Genomic DNA, 15,432 nt, shown 5'->3' with positions numbered 1-15,432 from the left:
GCCGATGTTGCCCAGAAGCGTCGAGGACTGGCTCGACGGAGGACACTTCGTCGAGACGCCGGTGGGTTCGGTCTTCGTCCGGGCATCGGCGGGTACCGGGCCGACGGTGCTGATGCTGCACGGGTATCCGTCGAGCTCGTACGACTACCGCAGCGTGGTGCCCCACCTGGGTGATCGCGCCTGGCTGACGATGGACTTCCTCGGGTTCGGCTTGTCCGACAAACCCCGACCGCATCGCTACAGCCTGTTCGAGCAGTCCGACCTGGTGGAGACGGTCGTGGCGGCCGAGATCTCCGGGCCAGTGGTGCTCGTCGCCCACGACATGGGCACCTCGGTCGCCACCGAGCTACTGGCTCGAGACATCGAGAGGCGCTTGAGTTTCGACCTTCGCGCGGCAGTACTCACCAACGGCAGCGTGATCCTGGAACGGGCATCCCTGCGGCCGATGCAGAAGGTGCTGCGGGGACCACTTGGGCCGCTCGCCGCGCGGCTGGCCAACCGCAGGACGTTCCGGACGGGCTTCGGTGAGCTGTTCAGCGCGGGCCACCCGCTGTCGGACGAGGAGGCCGAAGCTCAATGGGCGTTGCTGTCCCGCGACGGCGGCCACCGCATCTCCCACCTGACGATCTCCTACCTCGACGAGCGGGTGCGCCATGCGTCGCGGTGGCACGGCGCGGTGCGGAATTGGCCGAAGCCGCTTAGCTTCCTGTGGGCGCTGGAGGATCCGGTGGCCACGGTGAACGTGCTGGCGGGACTGCGTGAGTTGCGCCCCGCCGCCAAGGTCGTCGAGCTTCCCGGCGTCGGCCACTATCCACAGGTCGAGGTGCCCGGGGTGTTCGCCGAGCGCGCCCTCGAGTCGTTGGGCCCGCGTTAGCCGATAGCTGCCGTCAGCGCCGCGGTGAGGTCTGGACCCGCAGAGCTCGCGACGTTGCGGTAGCTGCCACCGGTCGTCTGCGCGACCGCCTCCCAGGTGGCGCGGTCGGGGTCGGACCCGAAGTCGATCACGTCGACCGCCACCGGCTTGGCCTGGTTGAAGGTTTGCTTGACGAAGTCCTGAAGGCCGGGCCCGTCCAGCGACTGGTCGGTGTGCGGACCCGCGGTGATCACCAGCACCGAATTCGGCTGTCCATCCCGGAAGTTGGCGACGGCATCCGGATACAGCAGCCGCAGCGTCGTGAACGACACGGCGCCGCCGTTGCTGGCCACCTGGCCGTTGAGGTTGGTGGTCAGTGCCGCCGAGCGGGGTTGGCCGCCGATGGGTTCGTCGAGTGCTCCCAGCGCGATCTCGGAACGCCCGGCCACGCCGTCGAAGGTCCACAATCCGACGGCGGCGTTGGGCGGCAGCGCCTGCAGTCGCGCGGTGAGCGCGGCGGTCACGTTGGCCAGCCGGGACTTGCCACCCTCGTCGGTGGTCATGGACTGATCGAGCAAGATCGTCACGGCCGGGTTCTGGGCGGGGGTGCTGACCAGGTTGGCCAGCGTTGCCCTGGTGCTGCCGTCACCCACCGAGAGCGGTGCCTGCAGGGCCGGGAAGTCGGTCACGTCGCTGGCCGGCATCGTGGCGCCGTTGGAGCGGAAGCCCGCTTCGGTCAGGCTGGCCAGCGCCTCGGGCTTGCGCAGGAATCGCGCGAATTCGCTTGCCGCGCTGATCTGTTCCTGGCTGAGCCAGTTGCCCGCGAGCAGCACCGTCGGATAGTCGGCCTGCGCCGTCGGCCCCGGGGGCAGCCAGGCGGCCAACCGGTCCTTGGCGCCCGACTGCGTGCCGCGCTGGAAGATCTGCTGCTCGGTGGCCACCACGGCGTGCACGTCGGCCGTCGCGGGATCGGCGGCCCCGAGGAGGGCATCCAGCGCCGTGGACGCCTTGGCGTCGGCCAACTTCGGCTGACCCGCCATCAGTGCGGCGACCGCATTGGCGCCCGAGGTGACTGGCGCGCCCGGCGGTGCCGCGGCCGACGCCACGGCCTCGGCGGCGAGGTAGGTCGCATCGCCACCTCCGGACATCGGCAACGCCAGTCGCAGTGAGCCCCAACCCGGCAGATTCAGCCCGTCCAACGACGTCGCGTTGTTCTGCAGACCGGGCAGCGCGCCCCAGTTCTGTTGTGCCAGAGCAGCCCTCAGCTGCGGCCGCACCGCGAGCACTACCGGCGAGGTGACCAGTGACCGACTGTCGCTGACGGTCTTCTCACCCGTCGACGCCTCCAGTCGGGCTTCGGAGATCGAACTGCCCGGGATCCACAGGGCCGGCCGCTCACCGAGGTCCGCGGGCCACGTCCCGCCGAAGCCGTCGACCACCTGATCGGCGTCGGCGGACTTCACTCCGATCTTGACGCACTTGTCGCCGACGGGATCGGCGGACTGGTTGTACTTGTCCGCGAGTGGGGTGATCTGCGGTTCGATCGAGGGATCGACCACGACCGCGACGGCGACCTCACCCGAGACGCAGCGGGCCGCACCCGCCTGTGAGCGGTGCGACAGGGCGTCGCCGAAGAAGCGCCACCCGATGACTGCACCGACGACCACGACGACGGTGACGAGCGCGACGATCACGCCGACGCTGATGCCGCGTCGCTTGGGCTGGATCGCGCGATGGCTGCCGGTCCACTCGCTGCTGTCCCAGTCACGACGGTTGGGCGGCGGAGCCGACGCGGCGAACGCGTGCGTCGTCTCTTCCTCGTCCCGTTCCGCTTCGGGGTGTGATGCTGGCTCGGAGTCCCCGAGGTCGGAGAAGTCGTTGCCCCGCGCCGGCGCCCAGTGGTCGTCGTAATCGTCGTCGTAATCGGCGTCGTAGTCGGCGCTTTCGTACTCACCGGACTCGTACTCACCGGATCCCTCGCCGGGTCGGTAGTCAGCGGGGCCGTACTCGTCGTCGGGGTAGTCGCTACCGGGACGACCCGGCTGGTCGGCGCCCGTCGGCACCTCGTCGGGGGAGTCCTCGGGGTCCGGAATGCTGTGCCTGCCCATCCCTAACCCCTGTCCTCCTCGTGTCCGTCGCGATCGTCGGGCTGCGTCACTCACCGAGCCGAGGCGTCGCCGGACGCCGTCTCGGTGAGCCCCGACGAAGTCTAGTCACTGCCCGGCGTGGCGAGCCTTGAACTCCCGGCGGCGCCGATGCAGGATCGGCTCGGTGTAACCGTTGGGCTGCGCCGCTCCCGACAGGATGAGTTCCTGTGCGGCCTCGAACGCGATGCTGGCCTCGGGGTCCGGCGCCATCGGCAGATAGTCGGGGTCCTTGGCGTTCTGCTCGTCGACGACGGCCGCCATCCGCCGCAGGCTGGCCTTGACGTCGTCGGCGGTGATGACGCCGTGGCGCAGCCAGTTGGCCAGCAGCTGGCTCGAGATGCGCAGCGTGGCGCGGTCCTCCATGAGGGCCACGTCGTGAATGTCGGGGACCTTGGAGCAGCCGACGCCGGCGTCGATCCACCGCACCACGTAGCCGAGGATCGACTGGCAGTTGTTGTCGACCTCCTCGCGGATCTCCTCGGGAGCCCACGCGAGCTCCTTGGCCAGCGGGATCGTGAGCAGTTCGTCGATGGTGGTACGCGGGGCCTCCTTGGCGATCTCCTTCTGCACCTCGAACACGTCGACCTGGTGGTAGTGCATGGCGTGCAGCGTCGCACCGGTCGGCGAGGGCACCCACGCGGTGGTCGCGCCCGCCTTGGGCTGACCGATCTTCTGCTCGACCATGTCGGCCATGAGGTCGGTCATTGCCCACATGCCCTTGCCGATCTGGGCCTTGCCGGACAACCCCGTCGCCAGGCCGGTGTCGACGTTGGCGTCTTCGTAGGCCTTGATCCAGGGCTGGCTCTTCATCGCGCCCTTGCGGACCATCGGGCCCGCCTCCATCGAGGTGTGGATCTCGTCACCGGTGCGGTCCAGGAAGCCGGTATTGATGAACACGACGCGGTCGGCGGCGGCCTTGATGCAGGCCTTCAGGTTCAGCGTGGTGCGCCGCTCCTCGTCCATGATGCCGACCTTCAGCGTGGCCTGCGGCAGGCCGAGGACGTCCTCGACGCGGCTGAACAGTTCGCACGTGAACGCGACCTCGGCGGGGCCGTGCATCTTTGGCTTCACGATGTAGATGGAGCCGGTGCGGCTGTTGAGCAGTGGCCCATTCTCGTCGTCGTCCTTCAAGCCGTGCATCGCGATCAGCCCGGTGAACAGGGCGTCCTGAATGCCCTCTGGCACCTCGGAACCGTCCTCGAACACGATCGCGTCGTTGGTCATCAGGTGCCCGACGTTGCGGACGAACAGCAGGCTCCGGCCGGGGAGCGTCAGCTCGGACTCGCCGCCGGGGGCGATGAACGTGCGGTCCTGGTTCAGCACCCGGGTGAAGGTCTTGCCGCCCTTGCTGACCTCTTCGGAGAGGTCGCCGCGATTCAGGCCGAGCCAGTTGCGGTAGCCCAGCACCTTGTCCTCGGCATCGACCGCGGCGACGGAGTCCTCGAAGTCCATGATCGTGGTGACCGCGGACTCCAGCACGACGTCCTTGACCCCTGCCCCGTCGGTGGAGCCGACGGGGGAGTCGGGGTCGATGAGGATCTCGACGTGCAGGCCGTGGTGGACCAGCAGCACCGACGTCGGGGCGCTTGGCTCACCGAGGTAGCCGGCGAACTCGTCGGGGTTGGCCAGGCCGACCGAGAGGCCGTCGCCGAGGGTGACCAGGAGCTGTCCGTCCTCCACCGTGAAGCCGGTGGCGTCGGCGTAGGACCCCGAAGCCAGCGGCACCGACTCGTCGAGGAACTTCCTGGCGTAGGCGATGACCTTGGCGCCGCGCACCTGGTTGTATCCGCCGCCACCCTTCTCGGCGCCGTCGGTCTCCGGAATCACGTCGGTGCCGTACAGCGCGTCGTAGAGCGAGCCCCAGCGGGCATTGGATGCGTTCAGCGCGAAGCGGGCGTTGAGGATTGGCACCACCAGCTGCGGGCCGGCGGTGCTGGTGATCTCCGCGTCGACGCCCGACGTGGTGATGGTGAAGTCCTCGGGTTCGGGCTCCAGGTAGCCGATCTCGGTGAGGAAGGCGCGGTACTCCTGCGCGTCGAACGGTCCGATGACGCGCTGCCGATGCCACTTGTCGATCTGCGCCTGCAGTTCATCGCGCCGCGCCAGCAGATCCTGGTTCTGCGGCGCCAGGTCGGTGACGACCTTGTCCACGCCCGCCCAGAAGCTGTCGGGGTCCAGACCGGTACCGGCGAGTGCCTCGTTGGTGATGAAGTCGTGCAGCACCTTTGCCACCCGCAGGTTGCCGACGGTCACGCGATCGGTGGTCATGGTTTCCTCTCTCAAGCGTCGATCAAGCTTACCCGTGGGTAATGCGCAGCCAATTGCCCTGTCTCGGGCTGAAATCGATGGGGACCACGAACGTGGGCGCGGTCACGAGGCGGGTGCGGCCCCCGGCAGGGGTACGACGGGCGTCGCCGGGGTGCCCAACCGGCCAGCCAGCCACGGCAGCGCGGCCGCGAATGCTCTTGCCGCGCCGCCGAAGTCGTGATTTCCGGCAGTCGGTACCACCGCGCACGGGATGCCGTGCGAACTGGCGAGGGGGCACAGGTAGGACGCGACCGCGAGGTGGTCCTCTGGCGCGATGTCGGCGGGTCGTTGGTCGGGTGGGTTGCCGCCGGCGGGGTAGTAGACCGTCGGGCCAGGCGTCGAGACCGCGAACCAGCCCGCCGGTCCGGTGTACTGGCCGTGCGCCTCCATCACGGTCGCTGGGTCGAACGCCGTGAAGGCCGTTGCGTCGCCGCCGAAGAGCCGGGCGATGGTCTGCTGGCGTGAGCCAGCGGTCGGCCCGAGTTCCCCGTCGACGTCGACGAAGGCCGAGAACAGCTCGGGGTGCATTACCGTCGTCATCAGGGCGCACGTCCCGCCGGCCGACCATCCGACGAAACCCCACCTCGCCGCATCGGAACTGGTGCCGAAATGCGAGACGACGAAGGGCACGACGTCCTTGGTGAGGTGGTCGGCCGCATTGCCGCGGATGCCGTTGACGCATTCGGTGTCGTTGCTGAACTCACCGCTGGTGTCGACGAACACCAGGACGGGGGCGTTGCCGCCGTGCGCGGCCGCGAAGGCGTCCGCAGTCTGGCGGGCCTGACCCGTGGTCGGCCAGTCGATGGGGTGACCGAACTCACCCCCCGCCATGATCACGGCGGGCAGCTCGGGCGGGGCATCGCCGGCGAACCACGCCGGCGGTAGGTAGACCAGTTCGTCGCGGTGCCGGAAGCCCGAGGCGTCCGCGCCGATCCGCACCGACACCAGCGTGCCCTCCGTCGGGTGCACGTGGCGCCGGCGCATGTCCGCAACGCCGGCCTCGTCGGTCTGGCTGGGCAGCGCGGCGCCGGTGGCGCGGCCCAGCGCCGCGTCCAGCGTGGGCAGGTAGCCCGTCCAACCGTCGACGAGCAACGCCACGCACACCGTGCACAGGGGGATCGCCGCCAGCGACGTCACCCGTCGCCACCAGCGGGAACCCCGCCAGCCGAGCACGGCGACCACGACAGCCAACCCCGTCATGGCGACCCACGGCCACAGCAGGACGGGTGCCGGATCGTCGGCCAGATCCTGGTCGGTGACGAACCAGTAGGCGACCGCGGCGAACGCGACCCCCACCGCCGCGGCCACCGGCACCCACCTCGACCGCCAGGTCCTCGACCGCCACCCGACCGCGGCGAGCACCACCGCGAGGGCGATCACCTGGACGACGATCGGCAACCAGCCGCGCACGAGAGAGACATCCACCAGACCAGGTATCGCAAACCTGCTCGTGAATCGGCTGAGTGCGGTGTCAGCTGGCGGCGGGCGCGGGGCAGTCGCTACGCGCCGCGACCCCTTGGAAGCGATCGGTCAGCCAGCCGATCGGGTCGGTGTCCGGCGTGCCGAACGTGATCGCGTCACCCATGGCGCACGCCCTGTCGACGGCCGCGGCGGCCTGCTCGGGCGGGATGACACCGTCGGGCGCTTCGGGCACGATCAGCATCGGCGATGCCGCGGGAGCCTGGGGCAGCGACGTCTTCTGCAGATATCCGCGCAGTACCTCGGTGGCATCGTCCCCGTCGGGTCGCAGGTCGTCCGGTCCGATCCGGTTCACCACGTTGGCCCGATCCTCGAGCGCCGGACCCCAGCACGCCGAGAGGACGTCCCACTGGTCCTTGACCACCCCGTGCCGGTAGGCGTCGACGTGGAAGTCGTCGTACTCGCGGCTGAGCGCGGCCAAGAACTGCTGCAGCGTGGTCTGCTGGTCCCTGTTCAGCGTGCCGTTGGCTGCGGCATCGGCGAGGCCGCCGAGGGCGGCCGTCGGCCGCACCGCCGCCACGCCGACCAGATCGAGGCCGCCACGGTAGTCGGCGGCCAGCTCGTCGGCGGCCCAGGCCGCCTGCCCGCCCTGCCCGATGCCGTACGCGGCGAAGGACTTCGACGCGGCGGGTACCAGGGTGCGCGCCGCCCGCACCGCGTCGATGACGTCGTAGCCCTCGGTCATCGAGTCCAGGAACGGGTGGTAGCCGTTGTAGGGGCCGATGCTCGGATCGGCCGTCGAATGATCGGTATCCCGCAGCCCGAGGCCCTGGTAGTCGGTGGCAGTGACGAGGAAACCGGCGTCGAGCAGCGCGGCGACGTCGGGTGCCGACCCGAGCAGGGTGGGCGACCCCGATGGCGCACACGGGGACTGGATGCCCGTCGCGGGGTGGGCGAACGCCACGATCCGCCAACCGCCGGGCGGCGGGGCGCCCTTGGGGACGAACACCGTCCCGGTGACCAGCGAGTGGCTGTCGTTGATGCCCGAGGTGGACTCGTAGACGATGCGCGCTGCCAGCGAGGTCTTGTCCCGCAGCTGGGGATCGAGGTCGACCAGCCCCTCGGCCGACACCAGGGCCCCGGGGCCGGTATGGCTGAAGTCGGCCGCCAGGGCCGGACCCCTCGGCGGACCGGGCTGCGGGGGGCCTGGCGCTGGATGGGTGCTGCATGCCGCGAGGACCAGGGCGGTCACGGCCAGCACGCAGATCCCGGTGCCGGTGGCTCTCATCGGTGCTCAGCCCTTCTCAGCCGTCTGCGGCCACGATCAGCTCGCCACACCAGCCAAGCAGCGCTGCCCGCAAGGGAGCTGCCCGTTTCACGAGAGCTTCCTGTGCACGCGCGTATTCGGCTCGGCCCGTGGGTGTTTCGATCGCAATGGGCTCGAATCCGTAGGCGGCCAGATCGTAGGGGCTGGCCCGCATGTCGAGCGCGCGCGCTTGGGCCGCCAACTCCAGACAGTCCATCAGCAACTCCGAGGGCGCCAGTGGGCCAAGCTTGTAGCACCACTTGTAGAGATCCATCGTGACGTGCACGCAACCCGGTTGTTCGGTGCCGATCTGGGTCTGCCGGCTCAGTGGCTCGGCGTTGCGTGGCACGGCGGCCGGGGTGAAGAAGCGGTAGGCATCGAAGTGGCTGCAGCGCAACGGCATCGACTCGACCACTGCGTCGGTGCCCGCGCTGCCGAGACGCAGCGGTACGCGGCCGTGCCGCACGTCGCGGGTCCGGTACACCATCGCCCACTCGTGCAGTCCGAAGCAGTTGAGTCGCGCCGGCCGGGTGGCGGTGGCGCCGAGCAACTCCGCGACGAAGCCGACCGTGTCACGGCGGGCGTGCAGGTGGGCGGTGGTCACGGCGGCGCCGTCGGCGGTGGCGCCGTACCCGGCGCGGTCCAGGAAGCGTCGCGCCGCGGGGCCGCCCAGCGCGACGCCGTAGCCCGGATGCCACCGCTGCACCTGGCGCGGCTTGAGGCTGTAGTAGCTGAACAGGAAGTCCCACACCGGATGCGGGTCACCCCGCTGGGCCCGCGCACGGTGTGGTGCGAGGAACTCCTCGGCCCGTTCGACGTGGCGTCGTTCACGCTCGGTCCAGTCGGTCTCGGCGAGTACCCGGTGCTCGAGCACCCGTGTCTCAGACACGGTGCGTTCCGTCGCGCACCGTCCCCACCAGATCCTCGACGAGGTCCTCCAGCGCGACGACGGCGGTGACGCGGTCGCCGGTGGTGACCAGGGCCAGGTGGCTGTTCTCGCGCCGTAGCCGGGACAGCGCGTCGGGCACCGGCAGCGTGGCCGCCAGGCGCGGCAGTGGCCGCACGCTGTCGGCGTCCAGGACCGCATCCGGATCGCTCATCCGGGAGAGGACGTCCTTGATGTGCAGGTAACCCAGGAAGGCGCCCGTGACGTCGGTGACGGGGAAGCGCGAATACCCGGTGTCGACCAGGGCCCGTTCCACCGCGGCGACGGTCGGGCCGAGTCCCGGTCCGGCGACGGGTACCGCACGGATGTCGTGAAGCGGAATCGCGACGTCGGCGACCACGTGGGTGCGCACCTGGAGGGCGCGGGTCAGCCTGCCGTGCTCCTCGGGATCGAGCAGCCCCTCGGACAACGACTCGGCGATCATCTCCGAGAGCTCCACGGTCGAGACCGTGACGTCGAGCTCGTCCTTGGGCTCCACCCCCAAGCCGCGCAACGTCGAGTTGGCGCACCAGTTGTAGAACGCGATGAACGGCTTGGCCAACCGCATGTAGACCAGATACGGCGGGATCAGCAGCATGGCCGCGGACTCCGGCCCGGCGATCGCGATGTTCTTGGGGACCATCTCGCCGAGCAGCACGTGCAGCGTCACCACCACGCCGAGCGCGATCAGGAACGAGACCGTGTGCAGCACCGTGTCGGGGATCCCGACGACGCCGAACGGCACCTCCAGCAGATGGGCGACCGCGGGCTCGCCGACCCGGCCCAGCAGGATGGAGCAGATCGTGATGCCCAGCTGGGCGCCGGCGAGCATCAGCGAGAGCCGTTCACCGGCCCTGATGACCGTGACGGCACTCTTCTTGCCCTGTTCGGCGAGCGCCTCGAGGCGGTCGCGCCGCGCGGAGATCAGCGCGAACTCGGCGCCGACGAAGAACGCGTTGAGGGCGAGCAGCAGCACCGTGAGCAGCACGCCGAAGACGTCGGATCCCATCAGGCCTCCTCGTCCGTCGCGCCGCGGCGGCCCAGCTCGGTGAGCTCGACGACGTCGATGCGGCGGCCGTCCATCTGGATCACCTTGGCCTGCCAGTGCACGGGATCGTCCAGCGGGCCGTCCGGGTCGAATTCGGTCAGCACGACGGTCTCCCCGACGTCGGGGATGTGGCCGAGCTCCTGCAGGATCAGACCGCCGATGGTCTCGTACTCGCCTTCCGGCGGCCGGAACGGCGTCTCGGTCTGGACCTCGTCGATGCGCAGCAGCCCGGAGACCTGCCAGCCGTCGCGCATCTCGACGACGTCGGGGGTGGCGTCGTCGTGCTCGTCGCGGACGTCGCCGACGATCTCCTCGATCAGATCCTCGACGGTGACCATGCCCGCGGTGCCGCCGTACTCGTCGACCACCAGCGCGGTCTGCAGGCCGTTGGCGCGGATCTGGGCCATCACGGCGTCGCCGTCCAGGCTGGACGGCACGGTGGCGACCGGCAGCGCGATGGCGGCCAGCCGGGTGTGTTCCCGCTCGGCGAACGGAATGGTGAACACCTGCTTGACGTGCACGATGCCGAGCGTCTCGTCCAAATCGCCGTCGACGATGGGGAAGCGGGAGAACCCGGTTTCCATGGCCTTGACGACGAGGTCGGCGACCGTGTCGTCGGCGTGCAGCGACTCGATCTTGGACCGGGGCGTCATCAGTTCCTCCGCGGAGCGTTCACCGAACTGCAGCGAGCGGTCGACGAGGTCGGCGGTGCTCGCGTCCAGTGAACCGCTTCGCTTGGAGGTGCGCACGAGCGAGACCAGCTCCTGCGGCGAGCGGGCCGACCGCAGCTCCTCGGCGGGCTCGATGCCCAGCCAGCGCAGGATCCAGTTGGCGGTGCCGTTGGTGATCTTGATGGCGGGGGTGAGGAACCGGGAGAACCACCATTGCAACGGGGCGACCCAGCGGGCGGTCGGCAGGGGCTCGGCGACTGCAAGGTTCTTCGGCACCAGCTCGCCAAACACCATCGACACCGACGTTGCGATCAGCAGCGCCAGGGCCAGGGCGATGCCGTCCACGGCGCCCGGCGGGATCTTCAGCGCCGTCAGCGGGGCGTGCAGCAGCGACGCCACGACGGGTTCGGCCAGATAGCCGGTGGCCAGCGTGGTGATGGAGATGCCGAGCTGAGCCCCGGACAACTGGAAGGACAGCGAGCGATGCGCCTTCTGGACGTACGCGTCACGCCAGCCGCCGTCCTTGGCGTTGGCCTCGACGGTGCTGCGCTCCAGCGCGGTGAGGGAGAACTCCGCGGCGACGAAGAGTGCCGTTCCTGCGGTGAGCAGCAGAAAGGCGATCAGACTCAGGACCAGGCTCAACGGAGCCTCGCACGACGGGCGCCGGGCACTAGGCCCGGCTGCCTACTGGAGGGTTCGGCGTCGGATGGCTCCGAGGAGGCCCGTTCGGGTTCGGGGGCCTCGGCGGGTGCCTGCGGCACGTGTTCCCTTTCGATCGAAGACGAGGAGAACCCAATGGTAGCCGAGTCGAGGCGGCACTCAGGGTCGGCTAACCCGGTTCACCACCCCGTGGGCAGGGGGTGTCCCTCGGCGAAGCCCGCCGCGGACTGCACGCCGAGGACGACCTTGTCGTGTAGTTCGGGCAGCGTGGCGGCGCCGACGTAGGTGCAGGTGCTGCGCACGCCGGAGGTGATGTGGTCGAGCAGGTCCTCGACACCGCCGCGCGTCGGGTCCAGCGCCATCCGCGACGTCGAGATGCCCTCCTCGAACAGTGCCTTGCGAGCCCGGTCGAACTGGCTGTCACCGGCGGTCCTGGCGGCCACGGCGCGCTTGGAGGCCATGCCGTAACTCTCCTTGTACAACCGGTCCTCGCGGTCGTGGAGCAGGTCGCCAGGGGACTCGTAGGTGCCGGCGAACCAGGAGCCGATCATCACGTTGGACGCGCCGGCGGCCAGGGCCAGTGCCACGTCGCGGGGGTGGCGGACTCCGCCGTCGGCCCAGACGTGACCGCCGAGTTGTCTTGCGGCAGAAGCGCATTCGACGACGGCCGAGAACTGCGGCCGACCGACGCCGGTCATCATCCTGGTGGTGCACATCGCCCCGGGGCCGACGCCCACCTTGACTATCGACGCCCCCGCGCTGATCAGGTCGCGCGTGCCCTCGGCGGAGACCACGTTGCCCGCCGCCAACGGCAGGCCCAGGTCCAGCGAGGAGACCGCCTTGATCGCGTCGAGCATCTTGAGCTGGTGGCCGTGGGCGGTGTCGACGACCAGCAGGTCCGCCCCCGCCTCGGCCAACGCCGTCGCCTTGGCCGCGACGTCACCGTTGATGCCGACCGCGGCGGCGATGCGCAGACGCCCGGAGGCGTCGACCGCGGGGGAGTAGATGCCCGCGCGGATGGCACCGGTGCGCGTCAGCACGCCCGCCAGCCGTCCGTCGGGCCCGGTCATCACGGCGACTCCGACGGGGCTGTGCTCGAGCAGGTCGAACACCTCCCGCGGAGCAGTGCCGACGGGTGCGGTGGCGAAGTCGGTGGCCGCGACGTCGCGCACCCGGGCGAAGCGGTCGACGCCGTGGCACGCGGCCTCGGTGACCAGCCCGACCGGCCTGCCGTCGGCGTCGACCACGACGGCCGCACCATGGGCCCGCTTGTGGATCAGCGCCGTCGCGTCGGACACCGAGTCCTCCGGTGACAGCGTGACCGGGGTGTCGACGACCAGGTCGCGGCTCTTGACGAACTCGACCATGTCGCGCACCGCCGAGGCCGGAAGGTCTTGCGGCAGAACGACGATTCCGCCGCGGCGGGCGACCGTCTCGGCCATCCGGCGGCCAGCGACGGCGGTCATGTTCGCGACCACCACGGGGATCGTCGTGCCGGACCCGTCGACGGTGGACAGGTCGACGTCGAACCGCGAGGTCACGTCGGAGCGTCCGGGTACGACGAACACGTCGTCGTAGGTCAGGTCGTAGGGCGGGCGGTGCCCGTCGAGGAACTTCATCTCACTTCGCTTACCGTCGGCGGGTAGATCATGCAGGTGACTCGCTGCGGTCACCGCTCCACTGGGTGTGGAACTTCTTGGCCGGATCCTCGTCGATGCGTCCGTAGGTATGGGCACCGAAGAAGTCGCGCAGGCCCTGGGTCAGCGCGGCGGGCAGCCGCTCGGTGCGCAGCGCGTCGTAGTAGGACAGCGCCGAGGAGAAGCCGGGGATCGGGATGCCCAGCTCGGTGGCGGTGACCACGACGCGGCGCCAGCTGTCGACCGCGGCCTCGATGGCGTCGCGGAAGTAGGGAGCGACCAGCAGCGTAGCCAGTTCGGGCTCCTCGTCGAACGCCTCCTTGATGCGGTTGAGGAACTTGGCCCGGATGATGCAGCCGCCGCGCCAGATGGTGGCCAGGTCGCCCGGGGTGATGCCCCAGTCGTATTCGAGGCTGCCGGCTTGGATCTGGTTGAACCCCTGCGCGTACGCGACGATCTTCGAGGCGTACAGCGCCTTGGACACGTCATCGGTGAACTTCGCCGCGTCGGTGGGCTTGGCGCCTAGCTCGCCGGAGGCCAGCCCGGTGGTGGCCTTGCGCTGCGCCACCGAACCCGACAGCGCGCGGGCGAACACGGCTTCGGCGATGCCGGTGACGGGGACGCCGAGGTCGAGCGCGGACTTGACCGTCCAGCGGCCGGTGCCCTTCTGCTCGGCCTCGTCGAGGATGACGTCGACCAGCGGCTTGCCGGTCTTGGCGTCGATCTGCTTGAGCACCTCGGCGGTGATCTCGATCAGGTAGCTGTCCAGGTCGCCCTCGTTCCACTGGGCGAAGACGTCGGCGATCTCGGGCGCCGACAGGCCGAGGCCGTCGCGCAGCAGCTGGTAGGCCTCGCCGATGAGCTGCATGTCGGAGTACTCGATGCCGTTGTGCACCATCTTGACGAAGTGGCCCGAGCCGTCGGGGCCGATGTGCGTGCAGCAGGGCACGCCGTCGACGTGCGCGGAGATCTCCTCGAGCAGCGGGCCGAGGGACTCGTAGGACTCGGCCGGGCCGCCGGGCATGATCGACGGACCGTTGAGCGCACCCTCCTCGCCACCGGAGATGCCGGCGCCGACGTAGTGCAGGCCGCGTTCGCGGATGGCCTTCTCGCGCCGGATGGTGTCGGTGAAGAGGGAGTTGCCACCATCGATGATGATGTCGCCATCCTCCATCGCGTCGGCGAGCTCGCCGATCACCGCATCGGTCGGGTCACCGGCCTTGACCATGATGATGACGCGGCGCGGCTTCTCGAGGGTGGCAAGGAATTCCGGGATGGTCTCGCTGGGGACGAAGTTGCCTTCCGAGCCGTGTTCGGAGATCAGCGCGTCGGTCTTGGCCTTCGACCGGTTGTGCACGGCGACGGTGTAGCCGTGGTGCGCGAAGTTGCGTGCGAGATTGGAACCCATCACCGCCAGTCCGGTGACGCCGATTTGAGCTGTTGCCTTGGTTTCGGGCGTGGACACGGGCAGCCTTTCGTCGAGGGTTCGCGCGGGGGTTCGACGCTTGAATCTACGCGGTGAGGAGTCGTTGCAGCTCGGTGAGCCACGGAACGGCGAGCGCAACGGTGGGCACGACGAGCACGGCCGCCGCCGTCACGTAGGCGGCCACGGCCAGTGGCACGCTGTTGGGCTTCCCGCCGAGCCTGCGTACCCGGGTGACGGTGTGCGGGCCGCCCGCACCGAGCGCACCCGAGGGTGTTCTGCCGGACGCGCAGGCGACCAATGCCCTGGCCAGCGGTGTCGGTCCGGCGGTCCGCACGGCGGCGTCGTCGGCGAGCAGCTCGATCAGCAGGCGGACGGCGTCCAGGGCGTTGCCGCTGCGGACGAACCGCGGGAACGCGGCGTGCACGGCGGTGAACATCTCCAGCACCAGGTCGTGCCTGGCGCGCAGGTGGGCGTGTTCGTGGCTGAGGATGGCCGACATCTCCGTGCCTGACAGCGCGCTGAGCGTGCCCTCGCTGACGACGACGCGGCTGCGCACGCCGGGCAAGCAGTAGGCCAGCGGCTGCTCGACGTCGAGGATCCGCAGGCCGCTGGAGCGGCGCAGACAGGGATCGTAGGACCGTCCGAGCAGGTCGACGAGCATGCGGTGATGGGCCCGGCGCCGGCGCGTCGCGATCGCCACCTGCACGACCGCGACCATCAGGCGGGCGCCGATCAGCAACGTCAGGCCGAACACGACGACGTAGAGCACCCACAGTGGCCAGCCCAGCGCCTCGATCTCACTGGTGACGGTCGCGGTCGGCCGTCCGTCTGGGCCGGGAACGAAGAGTCTGCTCGCAATGGCGATGCCGGCGCTGAAGGCCGACAGGACGGCCGCCAGCACGATCGACTGCCACAGCACGATGGCGGCCCTCGGGGCGCGCAACGTCCAGGTCGCCCGCGCCAACACCGCTGGCACTGGTCCAATCAGGAACAGCGCGACAGCGGAGAAGGCCAGCGCGGACACACCATGAGT

General features: G+C 69.8%; 11 protein-coding genes. 1 reads left to right on the top strand and 10 read right to left on the bottom strand.

Annotation, left to right across the window (positions count from 1 at the left end; all coding sequences use genetic code 11):
• The first annotated feature begins 4 nt into the window (after positions 1 to 4).
• Positions 5 to 874: an alpha/beta fold hydrolase gene (locus SBI80_RS20295; protein ID WP_318976587.1), complete on the top strand. Its 870-nt coding sequence runs from the start codon at positions 5 to 7 to the stop codon at positions 872 to 874.
• On the opposite strand, the gene SBI80_RS20290 is transcribed toward SBI80_RS20295, so the two are convergent.
• The 10 genes from SBI80_RS20290 to SBI80_RS20245 all read right to left on the bottom strand — a co-directional run bounded on the left by SBI80_RS20290 (position 871) and on the right by SBI80_RS20245 (position 15,423).
• Positions 871 to 2,961 carry a substrate-binding domain-containing protein gene (locus SBI80_RS20290; RefSeq protein WP_318976586.1) on the bottom strand — a complete coding sequence of 697 codons (2,091 nt, stop codon included), beginning with the start codon at positions 2,959 to 2,961 and terminating at the stop codon, positions 871 to 873. The genes SBI80_RS20295 and SBI80_RS20290 overlap by 4 nt on opposite strands.
• A gap of 105 nt (positions 2,962 to 3,066) precedes the next feature.
• Positions 3,067 to 5,268 (bottom strand): malate synthase G, encoded by a 2,202-nt coding sequence (locus SBI80_RS20285; RefSeq protein ID WP_318976585.1) that lies wholly within the window; start codon positions 5,266 to 5,268, stop codon positions 3,067 to 3,069.
• A gap of 102 nt (positions 5,269 to 5,370) precedes the next feature.
• Positions 5,371 to 6,834 (bottom strand): alpha/beta hydrolase, encoded by a 1,464-nt coding sequence (locus SBI80_RS20280; protein ID WP_413232763.1) that lies wholly within the window; start codon positions 6,832 to 6,834, stop codon positions 5,371 to 5,373.
• Positions 6,779 to 8,014, bottom strand: coding sequence for a lipase family protein (locus tag SBI80_RS20275; RefSeq protein WP_318976583.1), 1,236 nt, complete (start codon positions 8,012 to 8,014; stop codon positions 6,779 to 6,781). The genes SBI80_RS20280 and SBI80_RS20275 overlap by 56 nt, the downstream gene beginning before the upstream one ends.
• A 16-nt stretch (positions 8,015 to 8,030) precedes the next feature.
• Entirely contained in the window at positions 8,031 to 8,921 is an 891-nt protein-coding gene (locus tag SBI80_RS20270) for a 3-methyladenine DNA glycosylase (RefSeq protein WP_318976582.1), read from the bottom strand.
• On the bottom strand, positions 8,914 to 9,966 hold the full coding sequence (locus tag SBI80_RS20265; RefSeq protein ID WP_318976581.1) for a hemolysin family protein: 1,053 nt from the start codon (positions 9,964 to 9,966) through the stop codon (positions 8,914 to 8,916). Before SBI80_RS20265 ends, SBI80_RS20270 begins: the two co-directional genes overlap by 8 nt.
• A complete protein-coding gene (locus SBI80_RS20260; RefSeq protein WP_318976580.1) occupies positions 9,966 to 11,318 on the bottom strand; it encodes a hemolysin family protein in 1,353 nt (450 codons plus the stop codon). Before SBI80_RS20260 ends, SBI80_RS20265 begins: the two co-directional genes overlap by 1 nt.
• A gap of 197 nt (positions 11,319 to 11,515) precedes the next feature.
• The gene (locus tag SBI80_RS20255) at positions 11,516 to 12,955 is read right to left on the bottom strand and encodes a GuaB1 family IMP dehydrogenase-related protein (RefSeq protein WP_318976709.1); all 1,440 of its coding nucleotides are present in this window, start codon (positions 12,953 to 12,955) and stop codon (positions 11,516 to 11,518) included.
• 28 nt (positions 12,956 to 12,983) lie between these two features.
• Entirely contained in the window at positions 12,984 to 14,438 is a 1,455-nt protein-coding gene (gene gndA / locus SBI80_RS20250) for an NADP-dependent phosphogluconate dehydrogenase (RefSeq protein ID WP_318976579.1), read from the bottom strand.
• A gap of 46 nt (positions 14,439 to 14,484) precedes the next feature.
• Positions 14,485 to 15,423: a M56 family metallopeptidase gene (locus SBI80_RS20245; protein WP_318976578.1), complete on the bottom strand. Its 939-nt coding sequence runs from the start codon at positions 15,421 to 15,423 to the stop codon at positions 14,485 to 14,487.
• Positions 15,424 to 15,432: the final 9 nt, after the last annotated feature.

Source organism: Mycolicibacterium sichuanense (assembly GCF_033741125.1).
GTDB lineage: Bacteria > Actinomycetota > Actinomycetes > Mycobacteriales > Mycobacteriaceae > Mycobacterium.
The sequence above is the reverse complement of the archived record's forward strand: the minus strand, read 5'-3'. Positions and strand labels throughout refer to the sequence as shown.